Source organism: Endozoicomonas gorgoniicola (assembly GCF_025562715.2).
Taxonomy (GTDB): Bacteria; Pseudomonadota; Gammaproteobacteria; order Pseudomonadales; family Endozoicomonadaceae; genus Endozoicomonas_A; species Endozoicomonas_A gorgoniicola.
Map to the genome: position 1 here is coordinate 3178267 of NZ_JAPFCC010000001.1, position 19501 is coordinate 3197767.

The 19501-nt window shown below is 44.4% G+C and carries 18 protein-coding genes and 3 pseudogenes; 11 read left to right on the top strand and 10 right to left on the bottom strand.

Going from position 1 to position 19501, the window contains the following annotated elements:
* Positions 1 to 82 precede the first annotated feature (82 nt).
* The gene (locus NX722_RS14680) at positions 83 to 484 is read right to left on the bottom strand and encodes a hypothetical protein (protein ID WP_262563588.1); all 402 of its coding nucleotides are present in this window, start codon (positions 482 to 484) and stop codon (positions 83 to 85) included.
* A 224-nt stretch (positions 485 to 708) separates the two neighbouring features.
* Here NX722_RS14680 and NX722_RS14685 point away from each other — a divergent pair, with 224 nt between their 5' ends.
* The 3 genes from NX722_RS14685 to NX722_RS14695 are packed head-to-tail and all read left to right on the top strand — an operon-like array spanning position 709 to position 2007.
* The gene (locus tag NX722_RS14685) at positions 709 to 1173 is read left to right on the top strand and encodes a hypothetical protein (protein ID WP_262563589.1); all 465 of its coding nucleotides are present in this window, start codon (positions 709 to 711) and stop codon (positions 1171 to 1173) included.
* Positions 1163 to 1552 (top strand): hypothetical protein, encoded by a 390-nt coding sequence (locus NX722_RS14690; protein ID WP_262563590.1) that lies wholly within the window; start codon positions 1163 to 1165, stop codon positions 1550 to 1552. The genes NX722_RS14685 and NX722_RS14690 overlap by 11 nt, the downstream gene beginning before the upstream one ends.
* Entirely contained in the window at positions 1552 to 2007 is a 456-nt protein-coding gene (locus tag NX722_RS14695) for a hypothetical protein (RefSeq protein WP_262563591.1), read from the top strand. Before NX722_RS14690 ends, NX722_RS14695 begins: the two co-directional genes overlap by 1 nt.
* A gap of 328 nt (positions 2008 to 2335) precedes the next feature.
* Here NX722_RS14695 and NX722_RS14700 read toward each other — a convergent pair whose 3' ends face one another.
* The 7 genes from NX722_RS14700 to NX722_RS14730 form a co-directional block, all read right to left on the bottom strand.
* Positions 2336 to 3328 carry an IS30 family transposase gene (locus NX722_RS14700; protein ID WP_262563592.1) on the bottom strand — a complete coding sequence of 331 codons (993 nt, stop codon included), beginning with the start codon at positions 3326 to 3328 and terminating at the stop codon, positions 2336 to 2338.
* A gap of 381 nt (positions 3329 to 3709) precedes the next feature.
* A complete protein-coding gene (locus NX722_RS14705; RefSeq protein ID WP_262563593.1) occupies positions 3710 to 4039 on the bottom strand; it encodes an HIRAN domain-containing protein in 330 nt (109 codons plus the stop codon).
* Between the two features lie 168 nt (positions 4040 to 4207).
* The gene (locus NX722_RS14710; protein WP_262563594.1) at positions 4208 to 4399 is read right to left on the bottom strand and encodes a hypothetical protein; all 192 of its coding nucleotides are present in this window, start codon (positions 4397 to 4399) and stop codon (positions 4208 to 4210) included.
* 260 nt (positions 4400 to 4659) lie between these two features.
* Positions 4660 to 5406, bottom strand: coding sequence for an HIRAN domain-containing protein (locus NX722_RS14715; protein ID WP_262563595.1), 747 nt, complete (start codon positions 5404 to 5406; stop codon positions 4660 to 4662).
* Positions 5391 to 5693, bottom strand: coding sequence for a hypothetical protein (locus NX722_RS14720; protein ID WP_262563596.1), 303 nt, complete (start codon positions 5691 to 5693; stop codon positions 5391 to 5393). The genes NX722_RS14715 and NX722_RS14720 overlap by 16 nt, the downstream gene beginning before the upstream one ends.
* 140 nt (positions 5694 to 5833) lie before the next feature.
* The gene (locus NX722_RS14725; protein ID WP_262563597.1) at positions 5834 to 6133 is read right to left on the bottom strand and encodes a hypothetical protein; all 300 of its coding nucleotides are present in this window, start codon (positions 6131 to 6133) and stop codon (positions 5834 to 5836) included.
* Between the two features lie 234 nt (positions 6134 to 6367).
* Positions 6368 to 6709 carry a hypothetical protein gene (locus tag NX722_RS14730; protein WP_262563598.1) on the bottom strand — a complete coding sequence of 114 codons (342 nt, stop codon included), beginning with the start codon at positions 6707 to 6709 and terminating at the stop codon, positions 6368 to 6370.
* A gap of 753 nt (positions 6710 to 7462) precedes the next feature.
* On the opposite strand from NX722_RS14730, the gene NX722_RS14735 reads away from it, so the two are divergent.
* Positions 7463 to 8788 carry an IS701 family transposase gene (locus NX722_RS14735; protein WP_262563599.1) on the top strand — a complete coding sequence of 442 codons (1326 nt, stop codon included), beginning with the start codon at positions 7463 to 7465 and terminating at the stop codon, positions 8786 to 8788.
* A gap of 218 nt (positions 8789 to 9006) precedes the next feature.
* Here the strand turns inward: NX722_RS14735 and NX722_RS14740 are convergent.
* Positions 9007 to 9417: pseudogene (locus tag NX722_RS14740) on the bottom strand (IS110 family transposase); the annotation flags it as partial.
* A gap of 137 nt (positions 9418 to 9554) precedes the next feature.
* Here NX722_RS14740 and NX722_RS14745 point away from each other — a divergent pair.
* The 5 genes and pseudogenes from NX722_RS14745 to NX722_RS14765 all read left to right on the top strand — a co-directional run.
* On the top strand, positions 9555 to 10166 hold the full coding sequence (locus tag NX722_RS14745) for an SLATT domain-containing protein (protein ID WP_262563600.1): 612 nt from the start codon (positions 9555 to 9557) through the stop codon (positions 10164 to 10166).
* A gap of 3 nt (positions 10167 to 10169) precedes the next feature.
* Complete coding sequence (locus NX722_RS14750; RefSeq protein WP_262563601.1) at positions 10170 to 11474, top strand: SMODS domain-containing nucleotidyltransferase; 1305 nt, start codon at positions 10170 to 10172, stop codon at positions 11472 to 11474.
* A 289-nt stretch (positions 11475 to 11763) separates the two neighbouring features.
* On the top strand, positions 11764 to 13344 hold the full coding sequence (locus NX722_RS14755; RefSeq protein WP_262563602.1) for a class I SAM-dependent DNA methyltransferase: 1581 nt from the start codon (positions 11764 to 11766) through the stop codon (positions 13342 to 13344).
* Complete coding sequence (locus NX722_RS14760; protein WP_262563603.1) at positions 13334 to 14752, top strand: restriction endonuclease subunit S; 1419 nt, start codon at positions 13334 to 13336, stop codon at positions 14750 to 14752. The genes NX722_RS14755 and NX722_RS14760 overlap by 11 nt, the downstream gene beginning before the upstream one ends.
* A 31-nt stretch (positions 14753 to 14783) precedes the next feature.
* Positions 14784 to 15377: pseudogene (locus NX722_RS14765) on the top strand (type I restriction endonuclease); the annotation flags it as partial.
* A 40-nt stretch (positions 15378 to 15417) separates the two neighbouring features.
* Here the strand turns inward: NX722_RS14765 and NX722_RS14770 are convergent.
* Positions 15418 to 16653 carry an ISL3 family transposase gene (locus NX722_RS14770; RefSeq protein WP_262563604.1) on the bottom strand — a complete coding sequence of 412 codons (1236 nt, stop codon included), beginning with the start codon at positions 16651 to 16653 and terminating at the stop codon, positions 15418 to 15420.
* Between the two features lie 68 nt (positions 16654 to 16721).
* Here NX722_RS14770 and NX722_RS14775 point away from each other — a divergent pair, with 68 nt between their 5' ends.
* Both NX722_RS14775 and NX722_RS14780 read left to right on the top strand, forming a co-directional pair.
* Positions 16722 to 18026 (top strand): DEAD/DEAH box helicase family protein, encoded by a 1305-nt coding sequence (locus NX722_RS14775; protein WP_262563605.1) that lies wholly within the window; start codon positions 16722 to 16724, stop codon positions 18024 to 18026.
* A gap of 57 nt (positions 18027 to 18083) precedes the next feature.
* Positions 18084 to 19430: pseudogene (locus NX722_RS14780) on the top strand (IS1182 family transposase); the annotation flags it as partial.
* Between the last annotated feature and the right edge of the window lie 71 nt (positions 19431 to 19501).

Consider the following 19501-nt stretch of genomic DNA (forward strand, 5'->3'; position numbering starts at 1 on the left):
TCATGTCCACCAAGGTTAGTGCATCGTTGCATAGCTGAAAAAGGCGTAGTCTCTTATCTGGCTATTGATCAAATACAGCGAGCTAAACCGTATCCCCCAACTGTTTTTGCAGCTGCTCGGTGAAGTTCATCATAGCGTTACGCACATCAGTGGTATCGGCCACCAGATTCTGATTAGCTTCCGTCATGGTTGTATTTATAGAACGGGCACCCACCACCAGTTCTTCAACCATATCCCGGACGTTGTTGTTCAGGTCACTGACGGCATCTTCAAGGAGCTGTTTGATGGTTTCTGTCTGGGTTTGCAGATAGTCCGAGCTGGCCTGCAGGCTTTCGTTGGTATGTGCGGCATTGGGGGAGAACCCTGTGGCGGCGAGTTCTTCCAAGGTCGTGAAAGTCTTGCGGGACTGATTCACCCGCTGGGTGGCCGCCTGTTCCATCATCTCCCCCAACTGTTTTTGCAGCTGCTCGGTGGAGTTCATCATGGCATTGAGGTCACCCCACAGGGTTTCATTTGTCCGACAAGGGATTAGGCGTTTTATGGTGTCGACTAAACGTTAGGCTACAAAGGAAGTTCAAAATTATATAAAATCAGTGCAGCATGCATATTTGTCATTTGGTGCAGAAAGGTTTATGAAAATAGTTGTGGCACAGCATAAGGGAGGAGTCGGTAAAACTACTCTGAAGACACTTAGAAATTGATACAGGTATGAACGATGTAGATGTCTTATGGAATCCAGAAAGGGTTAGCTTATCTACAAATGGCGCATATGCTGAATATGATAATATTGTTGTTGATATTGACACTCAAATTCAGAATGCCCTACAAGTCATAACTGAATTATCACCTGATGTTATTTTGATCCCTATTGATGATCAATACCTATCTATCAGCCATGTAAAAGATACTCTTACTCTAATTCAGTCAATGGAAGGAATTGTGTGTTACCCTGCAATAGTAAAAATCGTTCAAATGGGTGCAGATCATGATTTAGAATCAATTATAGGCTCTATGACTAACTTACCAGTTAACCTTTACATAGGATATGGTCTACCCTATCTAAGAAAAGAATTCAATGAGTCGTTAAGAAAGTGTGAATTAATTTGGGATTTGAATGAGGAATACTATTCAATCAGGAAACTAATAGATGAGGTCATCAGCCATGAGCAATGAAAATTATAACAACTATATTAAAGCTATTTCTAAAGGCTCCAAAACTCAAAGCGATTTTGACAAAGGTATTCTTTCTATTTCTCTGGATGAGCAGTCCATAAAGTTAATAAAAGATATCAAAAGTTTTATGGAGTGGGATCTGGATACTGCAATAAATAGTGCTATCACATATTTTTACAAAACAAATGAATCTGAAAATGTAAGTCAAAGTGATGTTAGTGAAGCTAGCGGTAGGAGAATAAAGTTCACTCCCACCTTCAAAAACAAACAACGTATCACAAAAGCGATAGAAAAAAATCAGCTAGATGAAAAGTATTATATAATTCTTATTCATTTCGCACTCAAATCTTTCTGTAAAGTTATACACAGCAAACACTGATGAGTAGAAATACATACTTTCTTGTTTCTTCAATTCTTCAGAATAGTAATAACAGCAAGCAAAAAATAGGCCAAAGAATAGCGTATCATCTTGGCCTGACTCCCGGTCCAAGAGGAGCTGATGATGGTGTAGATGGATTCTTCGAAATGGAAGATGGTTCAAAAATACATTTTCAATCCAAACTAAGAAGTTCAAGGCTCGATAGATCAGATGCAAGAGAGTATTTTTCTGACATTGAATATCATCAAGCTGATATAAGTATTATGCTGTCTGGTGTTGGCTTTAAGAAAACATTTGAAGAACGATTGTTTGGTCACAGATCAATTAAGAATGTTGAAATTCACTTGCTAGAACTAAAAGATATTTTTGAGAAAACTGATGCCTTTATAGAAGCCACAAAAGTTGTTCCACAACTTCGCTATCTGGAAGAAGGAATGAAAAACGAGATTGACTAATGTGCAAAGTTCTGGATCGGGAAAGAGTTGCTGCTTTGTACTGGACAAAAATCCGAGTGGAATTATGTGTCAGGTCTTTCATTGTACAGTTATGCAAATTGCAAGACCTGACACCGTTTGACATGTTACTCTTTCATTAATTCAGATTTTTTACTTTAAACTCCTCATTAGATATTACACCTTTTTCTTTTAACTCATGCCATTTAAGAAGCTCATCTGCGACATTGCCATTGTTGGAGTAAAACTTTGTGCCATACTTTCCTAGCTTTTGGCTCGTTAGGTAAAGATAAGCACCTAACAATAAACCCGGTATTGAACAAACCTGAATTCAAGTCATAAGTGCATAACCCATGACTTTTCTTGCATCTATTCCAGTTGACTCTTTAAATGCCTCATAAGGAGTCTTGTAGCCCAGGCACTTTCTTGGCCTGTTGTTCAGCTTATCCACTGCAATGATGACATCTTTTTCTGTCACGCCATTAAGCTCCATCGACTTGGGGAAATACTGCCTTAGCAAACCATTAGCATTCTCATTCTGGCCTCTTTCCCAAGAATGGTAGGGGGCAGCAAAGTAGCTGTCACATTTTAAAGCTTTGGCAATTGATTCATGCTGAACAAACTCCTTTCCATTGTCGTATGTTATTGTCTTTACAAACCTTTTCAGAGGCTTGAGTACGTCAATTATTCCCTGTTTAACCGCTTTTGCCTTCTTGCCTGGTAGAGGGACAGCAAGGCGAAGCTTGGTTTTTCGTTCATCTAATGTAGCGATGGCTCCTTTATGATTTTTACCTATTACAGTATCAGCTTCCCAGTCACCAACTCGCTCTCTGTTGTTGACCACTTCGGGGCGTTCTTCAATGCCAACCCGATTTGGTATACCGGTTCGGTTATGAGCTGAACCGTATCGCTTTCGATAAGTTTTTTTCTGGTGCCTCAAGTGCTTATAGAGCGAGCCTCCGCGCCGTTTATCATCCGCTACAAATTGATAAATCGTCTCATGATGCAGCTTGATTACACCGTCCTTTTCAAGCCTTCCAGCCACTTGTTCAGGACTCCAATCTGAACGGATATCGTTTGAAATACGTTGTTTAATGTCGTCTGTCAGCTTAATAGCTTTTGGCTTATCTTTGTGCCGCTGCCGAGCTGTGCGATTAGCCTGTTGGTGCCTGTACCCTCTTTGCCCTTTATTGCGGTTTACTTCTCGCGACACGGTAGGCTGTGAACGGCCAAGCTTTTTAGCAATTTTGTTTTGTGAAGTCCCATTTTTGAGTTCAGTTTCGATATAATATCTCTCTTCAGAGCTCAGGTGTGTATAGGCCATCCTTGGCTTCCTCTGTATGGTTTGGTTGCTTTACAGAATACCCCTGAGTTCTGATTCACTTCAAAGGTTCTGAAACAATCCTCTGGTTACAGAGGTTATGCACTTATGATACGAATTCAGGAAATTATAAGACCCGTAAGTTTTCCATTTAGGACTCCTATGAATCCTAAAAGGACCAAAGCTATTGAAAGTAAGATACAAAATATTCTATATTTTTGGATAAACTTTGTCATTAAACAACCATTATTAATTAAATTTCACCAGATTTATCGGTATCTACTATTTTGCATGACTTTCTGGGTATTTATCTGTTTATTAAAATTGGGATCAGGCCTTTCATTGTGTAATTATACAAATGCAAAACCTGACCTAGTTTTATTTTCAATAGTTTAGTTCTATGGTTACTCTCGGATACTCCCGTCCTTCAGGAGCATAGAAGCTTTTTACTCTGGCAGAAACAGCAACACCAGAATCTATTTTCTTTGATAAGGGCTTGGCTCTGCTTCGTTTTATATAGCCAATCTTCTTTTTTGAAATACCTAACAAACCAAACAATCTTGGAATAACAATAAATACAGCAATTGCATTTTCGTCATATTTATTATTTGGTTCTCTTCCCAAAATCACTTTGAGACCATTTTTACAGTGTTTTTTGATCACTTCGTCTCTTCCCTCAAAACCAGTTCCTGCAATGACTGCGCTGGTACTCATAAAATCTCCTTCATAACTAGATGTCAGGTCTTGCAATAATATATTTAAAGGCTCAAGACCTGATATTATTCACAGGTTTAAAAAATTAATTTGTGTTTGGTTTGTATTACTAATAAGTTATACTGAACTTTTGTCGCTTATCTTTAATTGCTTTAAATCAAAAAAAACTCAATCAACCTTCAAAGAATAAGCATTCCCAAGGCTAATCTGATTTCTGCCCTTGTACTGAGTAATCGTTCCCTGCGCACATACCTCTTTTCCGGTTATATTCGATAATTCCCCAAACTGATTCTGGAAATTGTTAATATCATTTTCCCATACAATCAGGGTCAGGGACTGGTGTGGATAAGGTTTATCCATATTCAGATAAACGCCTCTCCTGAACCGGGTGGTTTGTTGAATGGTTCCACAGGCTATTACGCTTTCTCCTATATGAAAGGCAGCGTCTTCTGATGAAATTTCAACAGAAGAAAATGAGACCGTTGGGAACAGAAAAAGAGCCAGGCAAGAATATTTGAAAAAGTTCATACAACAAAATAAAGTTGGTGTTTTATTGAAACAGGCTAATAGCGGCAAAGGTAAAAACCACAACGGCAAATGAATGATCGCAGTGTGGCATATCAATGGATTTTATCGGAAACCTTTAAAAACTCATTGTTTTTAAACGGTGTACCGGCTGGAATGGCACCGGTTTTAAGGTTACACATCAGCTGGTAATAAAGAGGCGCATCGGCATTGACACGGGCAACCGATAAGTCCAGCTCTGCCCCCGCATCCATAGCATCGGATAACCGGTCAGCCAGAAAACGGGGACAATAGCCAATAATCTCTGGTGTATCTGACGTACGAACAGCCATGGTCAGGCCGCCATGTTCATTGTGGACACCTTTCATCAAAAACAGCTTGTAACCAACCTTTAAGCTTTTAATCAGGCTACGGGCGGAGTCGGTAACGTAGCGCAGGCCGTGTGCGAAGAAATCAATATCAAAACCTTTTTCTGGTGATGATACTCCTTCAGGAAAGACCTGAAGGTTGTCAGTACTTTTAATGCCACCGGTTTTTGACAGGATAACAATCGGGCTCTGCTTTTCATCGGCAAGCCCCAGCCAGGAAAGCAGTTTTTTGTATTCTGGCCTGCGCTCAGACAATACCCGGTTAGCAAACAGGGGAAACAGGCTGTCTGACTGATAAGTGGCCTGAAGGTCATTCATGCCGGAGAACGGAATAAAGGCTTCAGAGGTTAAAGCGCCACGGGTGTAATGGAACTCGAAAAGCTGGTTATTCTGAGTGAGCTTACCCACCGTGTGCCAGCTTCGCTCCTTCGGGTCTTGCCAGGCTAGAAACACACTGTTTAATTGAGAGCGCATAACAGGCTCCTTCTATTTTCCAAAATGATTTTTTCAGCAAACTGCATGGCTGCGGGTGTTGTGACTTCTTCGGGTACTTTGGCCAGTATGTTGCATATTCTGTCTTTGTCGAGCATTTTCAGTTGCTCCAGCCAGTACCGGGCGGTCTTCGGCCTTTGTCTTTTGTTGTCAGCCGGGCCAGATGTTTTTATCCGGCTCAGTACATCCAAGGCTTGAGGCGTGGTCATAGCTTGGGCATAGAAACTGTTCTCCGGTTTCACCATTAAGCAATATCGCCCAGTTTTCATGGTGTCTGTCCTGATTGCTGATAAGTGCATCCAGCAACAGTTAGCCTACAAATACCCCTGCTGCATCCAGACTGCCTGGAAGGCCGGGCCAGACCGGTGGCTGGTTGTGGGTTTTGGCAGAATCCAGAATCCCCAGCACTTTATAAACCGTATGTGCCCAGCGTCATTCGCCATTTTCCGCGGTCTTCGATGATGCTTAAACTGGTGATGCCAATATCGCCCTGATATCTTGCCAGTTCGTACTTGGCGTGGGGGATGCCGAGTTGTTGGCAGAGTTGCTCCGCCACTTTTTCTGACCAGTGCTCACCGGTCAGAGGCCGAGATTTTTTAAACAGCCACTTTTGGTTGTTGTAGCGATACCAAAACTTCTCTTTGGTACCGAGATCTTCCGGGTTGTCCATATCCTCCTGAATATCGACGATTTTATAAGTCTCTGTCACGGATACACTCCGTCTTGTTAATGAGTGGCGGTGCGTAGTTTAGTCATTGTGCAGTTATGCAAATTGCAAGACCTGACACCGTTTTACCCAAGAGCTCTCCAGGGATTATTACTTCGGAGGAGTTACCGATTTTACGAATAGTGGCACTCATTGATTCCCTCTTATGCACTGTTATAACCCGAAGTTTACCCGCTGCCGAAAGCAGTCGGGCAGAACGGCTTGGTAGGTGGCGTGTTAGTTTTTTGGAAAGGATTGACGGATGAGAAGTTCAAGCTGGTCAAAGCGTTCACGGGCTTCTTCATGTTGTTCGTCACTACGTTTAAAGCCCGCAAGCGTAGCGTCTGCCAAAACATTAATAGAGGATTCTAATTTATCAATAGAGGATTCCAATTTATCCATGCGACGTTCCTGCTGGTCAAACCTATTATCTATCTGTTGGAATCTCAGGCGATTTTCACGCTGGTTTTCCAGAACAACCTGATGCGTTTCACCAGTAATAGTAATAAGACTACGAATGGCACTATCCAGTGAATCGAAGTGTGATTCAAGGCGCTCAACTCTCGCTTCTAACCCCATAACGACTACCTGTTTTTATTGGTTGGGGTATGAATATAGCAGAGAGTGGCACAAAGACACCTGACACTGATCTTGCCGACAGTAAGCGTTTCTGGCTCCAGAGTATTTGTCCAACCGACTGTTGGACAATTGCCTCTGCGGTGAAATCCGGTCAGGCATCTGCGAAGGCTCGCATGACCTTCAGGTTGCTGCGGGAAAAGCCTTTAAGGTCGGCAGCCAGCACAGGAAAGATATTCAGATACGCTACCGCCCGAGACGTAAATAATCTGAACCAGTTATTTTTGCGTATGTCTTACAGCAAGAAGAGACAATATGTGCGGCACTTCTAAATTGTACGATTGTACCACTTCTGCTGTCGGTGGGTCGCCGTAAGTGAAATAAGGAGTCATGACAAGGTCATCGGGGAATTAACCTCAAGAATGCAGTATTAACCTGTTTGAATAATGACAAAGAAGTACATCTAACTTAAATTTAGATAGAAAGCTTAGAAAAACCTTGTATGACGAAGCCTGCAAGCATTCTATCTAATTTTTGGTCAATTTATCTAATTTTTCTAACTTTTTTGGGTGGTAGCGGACAACCACTATCATAAAAAATTAGGCAACAACCCAGCATGAACCATCTAATTTTTCTGTTACCATGACAATGTAACTAATTCTCGAGTTTAGAGAATTATAAGTACTAACGTTTTGTATTTTTTGATGCCGAAATAGGTTAAGCAACCGCTTCATCTACCAGGAAAAAGCGGTTGCCATGCTCACTTCAGATCAGAAAGTAATCCTTCGAGAGCTTTCTTTATATACGACATTTCTTGCAAAAGCGCTATCACCACTTGCGGCACCAACGTTCTGTGAGTTACTTCTGGGTGGCATGCTTTCTGGCGAAGGCTTTGTTACACAGGCTCTCCTGACGATCCACTACGAGAATTTCTGGAACAGCTACCATCATTGGGTCTCTCAAGGTAAGTGGCGTTGGCGAAACCTGGCGCATCGTCTGATATTGCTGGTCAGTTCTAAAGTGCCTGACGGTCAGACCATTCCCCTGATTCTTGACGACCTGACACTCGAACGTTGCTCTGACAAAGCACCGGCATGCCGAATACATCACCAACACAGCAAGAAAAAGAACCGGTGTACTTATCTTCTTGGTCAATGCTGGGTCTTTCTGGCTATTCCTTTCCAGAGACCATCAGACAAGGTGCATACTGCGGTTCCAGTGATGGCATTTCCATCACCTAAATCAGGCAATATCAGTAAACTTAAAATTGCAAAGGCCATGCTGAAATCTGTACGGCAGACTCTTCAGGGGCGAGCTTTTCGGCTACTCACTGACTGCTGGTTTATGAATCACACCATGATGCAGCCCGCGCTTGAGCTTGGGTATGAGGTCATTGGTCATATACCCAAAAACCGGGCACTTTATGCGCTTCCAGTCGATGCACTTCCTCCCTCTCCTTTCAAAAGGAAAGGCCGCAAGCGTAAGTATGGTGTCAAAATGACACCTGAGGAAGTAGAGAAATTACCAGAGACCAAGATGACTCTCTGGCTTTACAGAAAGAACCGGACTGTCTCTTTTCGTTCCTGTATTTGCCGGGCTCGTTTTTTGAAAGGCCGTATTGTCCGAGTCGTCTGGAGTCGTTTTGAAAACGACAAGGGAGAAACAGAAACCAAACTATTTCTGTCCACAAATCCTGACCTGAAAGCCGATGAAGTGCTATTAGCCTACTCGCTCAGGTGGCCTATAGAGCCTATGTTCCAGCAACTTAAACACGAGTTTGGATGCAAGCATTTATGGCAGCAGAAACTCAGAACGCTGTTACGATGGATGCACATTAAAATGGCAGGGTATGCGCTGGTGCAATTGCTGACCATTTGTCAAAATCCTGCGGCCATTGCGTTGGCCAAAACTGCCTGGAGGAACCCCCATACAGTCACGGCCGGAATGCTTAGGCGCGCGCTGTTTTGGATTATTCCGCAGTTTCGAATTCGTGGCTGCTGGAACCGATATGAGCAAAAATTAGAGCTGAAATTGCCGGATAAAAACGAACGTTCGGATAGTTTTTTTGGAAAAACGACATAAATGAACTCAGAACCAATGATTTAAACGGTTCAGGCAGGTTTAAATTGTGTGCCTGACGGGGTTGGCTGCGCCGACGCTAAATATTTTACCGAACGTTCATGTTTTAAGAACTCTAAACCTGAGTAACTAATTTACAGCGTTAAAAATGAGCAATAGCACTAGAAATCCTTTACAAAAAGACTGAGCAATAAAAAGTACAAAGAGTACTAAAACTTCGAATTGATGATACCGGTTCGCATATGCACGTAGCTCTGGCGAATGCGATGAGTCATTAATGATGCCTGTTGGTGTACGGTTTTTACCGGTACAAAGCGCACCTTCGGGCGACCAACGGCTTCGCAGATGGCCTCTGCATCATTACTGTCGTTTTTTTCGCCCTGTCGATACGGGGCCACGCACTTCGGAGCCATGATCCGGGCATCATGACCCAGTTTGATAAATTCACGGGCCCAGTAATGAGCACCGGAGCAAGCCTCCATACCAATCAGGGCTGGAGGTAATTTGGCGACTTCAGGTATCAGTTGCTGTCGTTTTACCGTTTTACGAATGACGGATTTTCCCTTCTGGTTAACACCATGCAGGCTGAACACATTTTTGGCCAGGTCGATACCGAGGGTTAATATATCCATGAGCTTCTCCTGATGGAATATATCGCTGGCTATACCAGTCTGCCATTATCTGCCAAAAGTGGGAGGAGTCCATTTCATTCGTTAGCTGCTATACACAAAATCATGTTAAAATGCCTCATCAGCATGAGAGCTTGATTATGGATCGAAACGAAGCACTTAAACTAATTGCAACACATGGTTACAATGTCGGATATGGTGGAAAAAAACACTTTGCCACCTATGATATTATTGAAAAAATTCCTGGTGCGATTAGCTTTGCCTCAATAGCCTTTGGTATTTTATCATTAAAATATTTTAGTGAAGCTCTTGCAGGACATGTGTCTGTTGCACTAACTATATTTGGTGTTGTCTCTCTATATATCTCTTTTTATGCAAATCAAAAGGAAAAATATCAGGAAGTTGGTAGCCAAATAACAAGAATTTATTCAGATCTACAAAGTGTATATTTAACACTCAAAAGTAATTCTTCTGACATAGATAAAGAGTTAGAAAAAGCTAAGGGTTTAATGAGTGAATTTTATTCAATTTCTATCACTAAACAGATATTGTTAAGCGACTGGTATGCTCATTATAAATTCTTTATACAAACTCAGATTGATTGGGTTGATGAGCAGAAAAATTTTGGACTTTTCAAAGATAAGATACCGCGTTCTTTTCAATTATGCGCTCTCTTAGTGATTGTTTTATTTTTCTATTTATTATTTCCGTCCTTAATTGAGGATGTAAAGACTTTTTTTATTTGTAGGTAATATATGGATGTAGCAAAAACATTTGAAGAATTTGTTGGAAATTTGGCTGTCAGCAATAGAAGTGAAATTTCAGGAAGGTACAAGAGAATAACAAAGACTCTTAATAAAAAATATTACGATAATGAGTCAGAAATTTTACATAGCTTACAAGTTGGCTCTTATGGAAGAGGAACAGCCATAGATGGATTAAGTGATCTTGATATGGTATTTGAATTGCCGTGGGATATTTATTCAAGATTTAACAAATATGACGGAAATGGGCAATCAGCTTTATTACAAGAAGTCAAAGAGGAAATAAAAAAGACCTATCCTAAAACAGATGTAAAAGGTGATGGACAGGTTGTAGTTGTTTCCTTCAGAAACTACGTAGTTGAAGTTTTACCAAGCTTCAAAAATGATGATGGATCGTACAAATATCCAGATAGCAATGATGGAGGATCATGGAAAACTACCAAACCTAGAGATGAAATTAATGAAATAGATAAATTAAACAAAGATTCAAATGGGAATTTGAAAAATCTATGTAAAATGGTTCGCTCGTGGAGAAATAAAGTAGGTGCTCCCATGGGCGGATTATTAATTGATACACTTTGCTATAAGTTTTTAGAAGAAAAGAGTGAATATAAATACAGAAGTTTTGTTTATTATGACTGGTATGTTCGTGATTTCTTTGAATACCTTGGGTCACAAAAGAAAGATCAAGAGTTTTGGTATGCTCCCGGCAGCAAACAAAAGGTTTACAAAAAAGGTAACTTTATAGCTAAAGCGAAAAGAGCACATAAAAAATGCAAAGAGGCTATAGAAAAAGAAAAAAACAAAACAGTAAATGATATCTGGAAAGATGTATTTGGCCGTGCATTTCCAGCATCAGAAAAATCAGTTGAAAAGTCTGAGAGTTCTATATATACATACAAGAATACTGAGGAGTTTATTGAAGATCAGTATAATATTGATGTCAGATATGAATTGGTTATTGATTGCAATGTATCACAACATGGCTTTCGAACAGAAGTTCTTTCAATTATGCTTGAGAAAGGTTTTGGTTTAAGAGTAAATAAAAGCCTTCAATTTTATGTGAAGAAATGTAATGTTCCTGAACCTTACACCATAAAATGGAAAGTGCGAAATGTCGGTAGTGAAGCAGAAAGGAAAGATCAAATTCGCGGTGAAATATCAGTAGACGGCGGAGCAAAGTCAAAAAAAGAAAAAACAAGTTTCCGTGGCGGTCACTTTGTTGAATGTTATGCAGTAAGAAATGGAGTATGTGTAGCAAGAGATCGAATTGATGTTCCAATATCTACAACATAAGCAACACCGCAGCTAAATCGGGTAGCCGGAGGTCTCTAACCTCCAGCCCCCACATCACCACGGCTTGCGGATCCGCACCGGGCGATTCACCAAGGATGGTGAAACCTGATCCTCAAGTCTTTCAGGGAAACGGGTCCGCTGTGTCAGGAGAGGAGTTCATAGCGAACCATAAAACACGACAAATAAAGTATAAATTCAGATATCCGAAGGCAGTGATTAATCAGTATTGACGCACCTGTTACCCCCCACATACCATGACGCCAATTTCAAATTTAGCAGTACCTCAAACATGGCTAAAAAACCTGCAAAAAAAGCCTCCCCTTCATCAAAGAAAGGCTTTGAAGAAACCCTCTGGGACTCCGCCAACAAACTCCGTGGCAGCGTTGAATCCTCCGAATACAAGCACATTGTCTTAAGCCTGATCTTCCTGAAATTCATCAGTGACAAGTTTGAAGATCGCAGGGCTGTGATCGGGAACGAATACGGCGCTGACTTTGTGGATATGGTGGACTTCTACACCATGGAGAACGTCTTCTACCTACCGGAAGAAAGTCGCTGGTCGTTTGTGCTGAAACACGCCAAGCAGAACGATATTGCGGTGAAAATTGATACCGCCCTGCACGATATCGAGAAGAACAACCCGCAGCTGGCAGGGGCATTGCCGGATAACTACTTCTCCCGTCTGGGGCTGGATGGCTCCAAGCTGTCGGCGCTGATTGATACCATCAACAATATTGAAACCATGGCGAATGAATGCCATATGACCGAAGAAGATCTGGTCGGTCGTGTCTATGAATACTTCCTCGGCAAGTTTGCCGCCAGTGAAGGCAAGGGCGGGGGCGAGTTCTATACGCCCAAGTCGGTGGTGACGCTGATTGCGGAAATGATTGAGCCGTACAAAGGCAAGATTTATGACCCCTGCTGCGGTTCCGGCGGTATGTTTGTGCAGTCCATCAAGTTTGTGGACAGCCATAAGGGTAACCGCAAGGATATCTCCATCTACGGGCAGGAATACACCAGCACCACCTATAAGCTGGCGAAAATGAACCTGGCGATTCGGGGCATTGCCGCAAACCTGGGCGATGTGGCGGGCGACACCTTCTTTAAAGACCAGCATCCCGATTTAAAAGCCGACTTTATTATGGCGAACCCGCCGTTTAACCAGAAGCAGTGGCGGCAGGCCAGCGAACTCAGCGACGATTCACGCTGGGACGGTTATGAAACCCCGCCCACCGGCAACGCCAACTACGCCTGGATCATGCACATGATCTCCAAGCTGTCGGACAACGGCACCGCCGGTTTTGTGCTGGCGAACGGTTCCATGAGCTCCAACACCAGTGGCGAAGGGACTATTCGCCAAAAGATTATTGAAAACGATCTGGTGGATTGCATGATCGCCCTGCCGGGGCAGCTGTTCTACACCACCCAGATTCCGGTGTGTCTGTGGTTCCTAACCAAGAATAAAAAAACAGATACCGAGCATGGTTATAAGAGCCGTGAAGAAGAAACCCTGTTTATTGATGCCCGCCAGATGGGTTCCATGGTCAGCCGTACCAACAAAGAACTGACGGCTGAAGATGTGGCGGAAATTGCCCGTACTTATCATGCATGGCGTGGTGAAAAGGATTCTGGCGAGTATGAAGATAAGGCTGGTTTCTGCAAGGCGGCAACGCTGGAAGAGATCAAAGCCAACGACTATGTGCTGACACCGGGGCGCTATGTGGGTGCTGCTGAGATAGAAGACGATGGCATTCCTTTTGAAACCAAAATGAAGGAACTGAGCCAGACCCTTTACCAGCAGATGCAGGATGCGGAGAAGCTGGATGCTGTGATTCGTGGGAATCTGGAGGTGTTGGGTTATGGCGAGTGATATTTTACCCGGTATGCCTGTACTGCCAGAGAACTGGGAGTGGAAGGCTCTAGACAGCTTGTGTGACCGTGTTTCTGTGGGGCACGTTGGCGAAACTAGCTCAGTATTTTGTGGGCCAGAAGGGATTCCGTTTCTAAGATCGCAGAATGTAAGACCTGGGGTTCTTGAAGTTGACGACATACGTTTCGTACCACATGAATTCCATAAAAAGAGTAAGAAAAGTCAGCTTAAACCTGGAGACATTCTTGTTGTTCGAGTCGGGCATAACAGAGGTGACTGTTGCGTAGTGCCTGATAATGTTGGTGATTTAAATTGCGCCAATATTGTTTTTGCAAGGCCATCGGATACAAGGTATTCGAACTTTTTAGGGTATTTTCTGAATTCAGCATTTGGTAGGGCTTCCTTGCTTGCGGTCAGCACAGGGAGCGCACAAGCTGTATTAAATACAAAGTCCGTCGCAAAGGTTTTAGTGCCCGTTCCGCCAGTACATGAGGCAGCGGAAATCGGTAAAAAACTAAGAGCCTTTGACGACAAAACCCAACTCAACCGCCAAACCAACCAAACCCTCGAAAACATGGCGCAAGCCCTGTTTAAAAGCTGGTTTGTGGATTTTGATCCGGTGATCGATAACGCACTGGCGGCGGGCAACACCATTCCCGAACCTCTGCAAAAGCGTGCCGAACAGCGCCAGGCTTTGCGAGCCAGTGATGATGCGCCTGCACCACTGCCGGAAGCCATCCGCCAACTGTTTCCCGCATCCTTTGTGTTTGATGCTCATATGGGGTGGATTCCGGAGGGGTGGGGCAGCACCAATTTAGGTTCACTTGTTACGGTAAAGCGTGGTGGTTCTCCAAGACCAATCAAGGATTTTATTGTTGACGACGGTTTGCCTTGGGTAAAAATCAGTGACGCCACAGCAAGTAGTACCCGCTTTATCTCAGGAACAAAAGAGTTCATCAGAGAAGAAGGCTTGAAGAAAACGGTCTATCTGAAAAAAGGTTCTCTAATTCTTTCTAACAGTGCAACACCGGGACTACCTAAATTCCTTGATTTGGATGCATGTATTCACGATGGTTGGCTCTACTTCCCCAATAAGGAGAAGTTCAGCGACACCTACCTCTATCAGTTGTTTCTGGTAATTCGTGAAGAGCTTGTAATGCAAGGCAATGGCAGTGTTTTCACTAACCTGAAAACTGATATTTTAAAGGCACATAAGCTTGTTGTACCTATTGATGAGGTTTTGACAGCCTTTGAAGAACAGATCGTCACCATCCATAAACGAGTATTAGCTCTGGAAGAACAAACCCTGAGTTTGACCAAACTGCGGGACACCCTGCTCCCCAAACTCATCTCCGGAGAATTCCGCATCCCCGAAGCCCAACAAAAGACTGAAGCCGCTGTCGCATAAGGAGCCCGCTCGTTTAGAGCAAGGAAGAGGAATGAAAAAGTTTGATGAAGCCCAGCTGGAAGCCGCCATTATCCAGCTGTTGGAACAACAGGGTTACCCTTATGTGTCGGGTGTTGCGCTGACAGAACAGACGAGTCGGGCTCCGGAAGCAGTGCTGATTGAAGATGACCTGCGGGCGTTTCTGGCTGGACAGTACAAAGCCGATGGCATTACTGATGCTGAAATTGATGCGGTGATCCGTCAGCTGCAGATGCTGCCTGCCAGTGATCTGTACGACAGCAATAAGCAGTTTTGTGAATGGCTGTCGGATGGCTTTCTATTGAAACGGGAAGACCCCAAGCAGAAAGACCTGTATATCCAGCTTCTCGACTTTTCCTCCTCTGACCAAAACATCTACAAACTGGTTAACCAACTGAAGATTGAAGGCCGGGAAACCCACCGGATTCCCGATGGCATTTTATACGTCAATGGTCTACCCCTGGTGGTGTTCGAATTCAAGAGCGCCATTAAGGAAGATGAAGCCAATATTCACCATGCTTATGTGCAGCTCACCACCCGCTATCGCCGGGATATTCCCCAGCTGTTTGTGTATAACGCCCTGTGCGTGATCAGCGATGGTGTGAATAATAAAATGGGGGTTCTTCCCTGTTTTAAGTGGGTAGTTTTCAACGATGTACGCCAGTGGGGTACAAGTCCAAGCCTCCAAGATGAAAGTAGATCGCTGTCTTATATCTTTCACGGTTTCGAAAGCCACAAGCCCGATTCTTCAAACTCTGAATCTTGCTGTTCACTCCCTCTGCTCGACCGTTATTAGCCTCAAGGACAATAGCGTTGATGATACCCCACAAGTGCTCTTTGACCGTTCTGGCAACTTCTTTTATGGGCTCAAGCCGACATCTCTGCGCCCAGCATAGCCACCTCTTCCAGGCCTTGATTGCCCAAGCTCTGGACTTGTAATTCCATAAGCTCATTGCCATTTGCCGGATGGCCCAGGCGCGAGCTGTTTTAAGTGTCGAGTTTCTCAGTGGTTCGAAGTTATCCCACTGCTCTTCAGACATGTTTTCAGGGTTAGTCAGCCAGTCGTAGCGAGTCCCCTTAAGCAGCTCTACACCTTGGTTTACAAGGGCTTTGTTCTCTTCTATCCGAACCTTGTTGACAGCTTTACCCAGAGACTGAGCAACGTGAAACTTATCAAATGCAATCTTCTGATCTGCGTCTGGAACATTCTCACTGACTGACTTGATGTAAGCCTTGGACATGTCCATCGTCACGCATTCGATCCCCTCTTTATGGTCATAGGGCAGTGTGTCAAAGTACTCGTTGAGACTGTCACTTTTACGGTCATCAGAAACGTGAATAACAACGCCTTGGTCGTGGTCAGTGACCACTGTGACGTATTCATGATGCTTTTGAAATGAGGTTTCATCAACAGCGATTCGTTTTGGTGGCTTAGCATCACGACGAGCCAGTCCTCTCTTCACTGCACGCTGCTGAATACCGTCTATGGCATTCCAACCAAGCTTCATTTGTCGTGCAACTGCCTTCGTAGTTGCCTCCTTTAGCCAGTCAATAACAAGGGCTTCAAACAGAGCTGTATATCGAGAGTCAGATTCAGCCCAGGGCACATTGATGGCTAACACCTTATGCTCAGGGCACTGGGTCCGTGGAACCCTGGCAACTAGAATAGTCTGAAACTGACAGGTATCCAGATGACGCCACTTCTGAGTGATGTGGTCGTAGCCAGAGCAGGGCTTATCGCAAACACTGCATTTGCAGGCCTTTTTACCATTGTGTTCAATGAATACCCGAACCTGTTGATCCTGTAATGACAATTCAACTTCAGAAACGAACCAAGGAGACTCAATACCCAGTATTTGAGAATAGAGTTGCTTATCACGCATCGGTGCATCCTTGCATTGAGTGCTTCAGAATATAATAAATCACCCACTCAAATTGAGGAAGAGCCAAAATGGGCAGCCTGTTTGCAGACTATGAGTTCTTCTATGCCTGGCGCAAGGTGACCGGGGATGAGTCTATAGAAAAGGATGGCATTGATTCGCTGCATACGATGTTGAACGGGCTGTTCGACAAGCAGCGGTTGCGGCAGGTGATGCGGCACTTTATTTATTTCCCGGATAAGGCCTCTTCTCATGGAGGGCGGGAGGTAAAAATTGTCTGCCGTTACCCGCAGTTTTATGCGGTGAACAAACTGTACGACCATATTCTTCTACACAAAAAGCCGGAAGGCGACGGTAAGGGCGGCACCTATTTTGGTGCCACCGGCTGCGGCAAGAGTTTTACCATGCAGTTTCTTGCCCGTCGGCTGATGAAAAGCCTCGCCCTTGAAAGCCCGACCATTGTGCTGATTACCGACCGTACCGATCTGGACGATCAGCTGTCGAAGCAGATGACCAATGCCAAAACCTATATGGGCGACGAAACCATTATCTCGGTGGAAAGCCGGGAGCAGTTGCGGATGCTGTTGAAAGGTCGTAACAGTGGCGGGGTGTTCCTCACCACCATTCACAAGTTTACGGAAGATACCGAGCTGCTGACGGAACGGGATAATGTGATCTGCATTTCCGATGAAGCCCACCGCAGCCAGATAAACCTTGACCAGAAGGTGTCCATTACCGAAGACGGCGTAAAAAAGTCTTATGGCTTTGCTTACCACCTGCATCAGTCGCTGCCGAACGCCACTTATGTAGGCTTCACCGGCACGCCCATTGATGCGACGCTGGACGTGTTTGGTGAGGTGGTAGACAGCTACACCATGAGCGAGTCGGTGAAGGATGAGATTACCGTTCGTATTGTCTATGAAGGCCGTGCCGCTAAGGTGATTCTCGATAACCGCAAGCTGGAGGAGATCGAGAAATATTATCAGGACTGCGCCGAAGCGGGTGCCAGCGAATACCAGATTGAGGAAAGCAAGAAGGCGGTAGCCAGTATGGGCTCGATTCTGGGTGATCCTGACCGGATTCGGGCATTGGCAAGGGATTTTGTCGCCCATTACGAGAACCGGCTTGCCGAAGGTTCCACGGTGAAGGGCAAGGCGATGTTTGTGTCCAGCGAACGCAAGGTCGCCTGGGCTTTTTATAAGGAGCTTCGCACCATTCGTCCTCAATGGTTTGAAGTGCTGGAATGTGAAGAAGGCTCGGAGCTGTCGGAGAAAGAGAAGAAAAAGATTAAGCCCATGGAACGGGTCAAAATGGTGATGACCCGTGGCAAGGACGACGAGAAGGAATTGTATGACCTAGGAGCCTGTCGGACTTAGAGCAAAAATCTGGCATAATTGCCAATAATCACTTTTCAAGCAAGCAACCTCTGACAAATGAAGAGATGGACTTTCAGACCCGTTGACCGCAGTATTCCAGACATGTTTCCCGCCAGTGTCGATGATTATTTGCCGGAACGTCATCTCGCCCGTTTTGTTGTAGAGGTCGTCGAGCAGCTCGATCTTGATCCGTTCATCAAGTCCTACAGCGGTAGAGGTTCCAAAGCCTGGCATCCATCGCTCATGCTCTCGCTGTTATTTTATGGCTATGCGACAGGTGTCTTTTCCAGCCGAAAGCTGGAGAAGGCTACTCACGACTCTATTGCTTTCCGCTATATCTGTGCCAATGAACACCCAGATCATGACAGTATTAATGCTTTCCGGAAGCGGTTTCGCAAGGAAATCAGCAACCTGTTTACCCAGATTCTAATGATCGCTAAAGAAGCCCAGTGGTTAAAAATGGGAACCATCAGTCTGGATGGCACCAAAATGAAAGCGAATGCCAGCAAACACAAAGCCCTCAGCTACGAGTATGCCTGCAAGCTGGAAAAACAGCTCAAGTCTGAGGTGGATGAGCTCCTGAAAATGGCAGAGAAAGCCGATGCAGAAGAGCAGCCTGAAGAGCTTTCTATTCCAGAGGAGCTCAAGCGTAGGGAAGATCGCCTTGCTGTTATTGCCGAAGCAAAAGCAGAAATAGAGCGTCGCGCTGAGGAGCGATACCAATACGAGCTGGAAGAATATGAGGAAAAAGTGGCTCGCAGGGAAGCGATCAGGGAGTCTGGAAAAAAGCCGAGGGGTAGAGAACCCAAAGCCCCAGAGGCAGACCCAAGAGACAAAGACCAGGTCAATCTGACAGATCGTGATTCCCGCATCATGCCAACATCAGGCGGCAGTTATGAACAAGCTTATAATGCGCAGGCTGCAGTTGATGTTGAAAGCGGACTGATCGTAGAAAAACACATTACTCAGGCAACAAACGACAAACAGCAGGTAGAGCCAGCCCTTGAAGAACTGGCAACTCGTGAAGACGAACTTGGCAAGCCCGAAGCGATCCTGGCAGACACAGGCTACTTCAGTGAGAGTAATGTGTCAGCTGTGGATAACTATGGCGCAACTGCGTATATCGCAGAGAAGCGTGATGCCCACAATAAACCTTTGATGGAGCGCTTTAAACCTGATGATCCTATGCCGGAAGGCGACGATGTAACAGCATTAGACCTGATGCGTTGGCGGCTGCAGACAAAAGAAGGTCGGGCTGTTTATGCCTTGCGGAAAAGTACGATTGAACCAACCTTTGGAATACAGAAAGAAGTGATGGGGTATCGCCAATTTCTGGTTCGAGGCTTTGCAGAGGTGTCTGCTGAATGGGATCTGCTCTGCACAGGCTTCAATCTGAAGAAAATGTTTGCCATGGCGATGGCGGACATTGAAAATTGGTTATTTATGATTCAACTTCTGGCTGCATACAGAGCTTT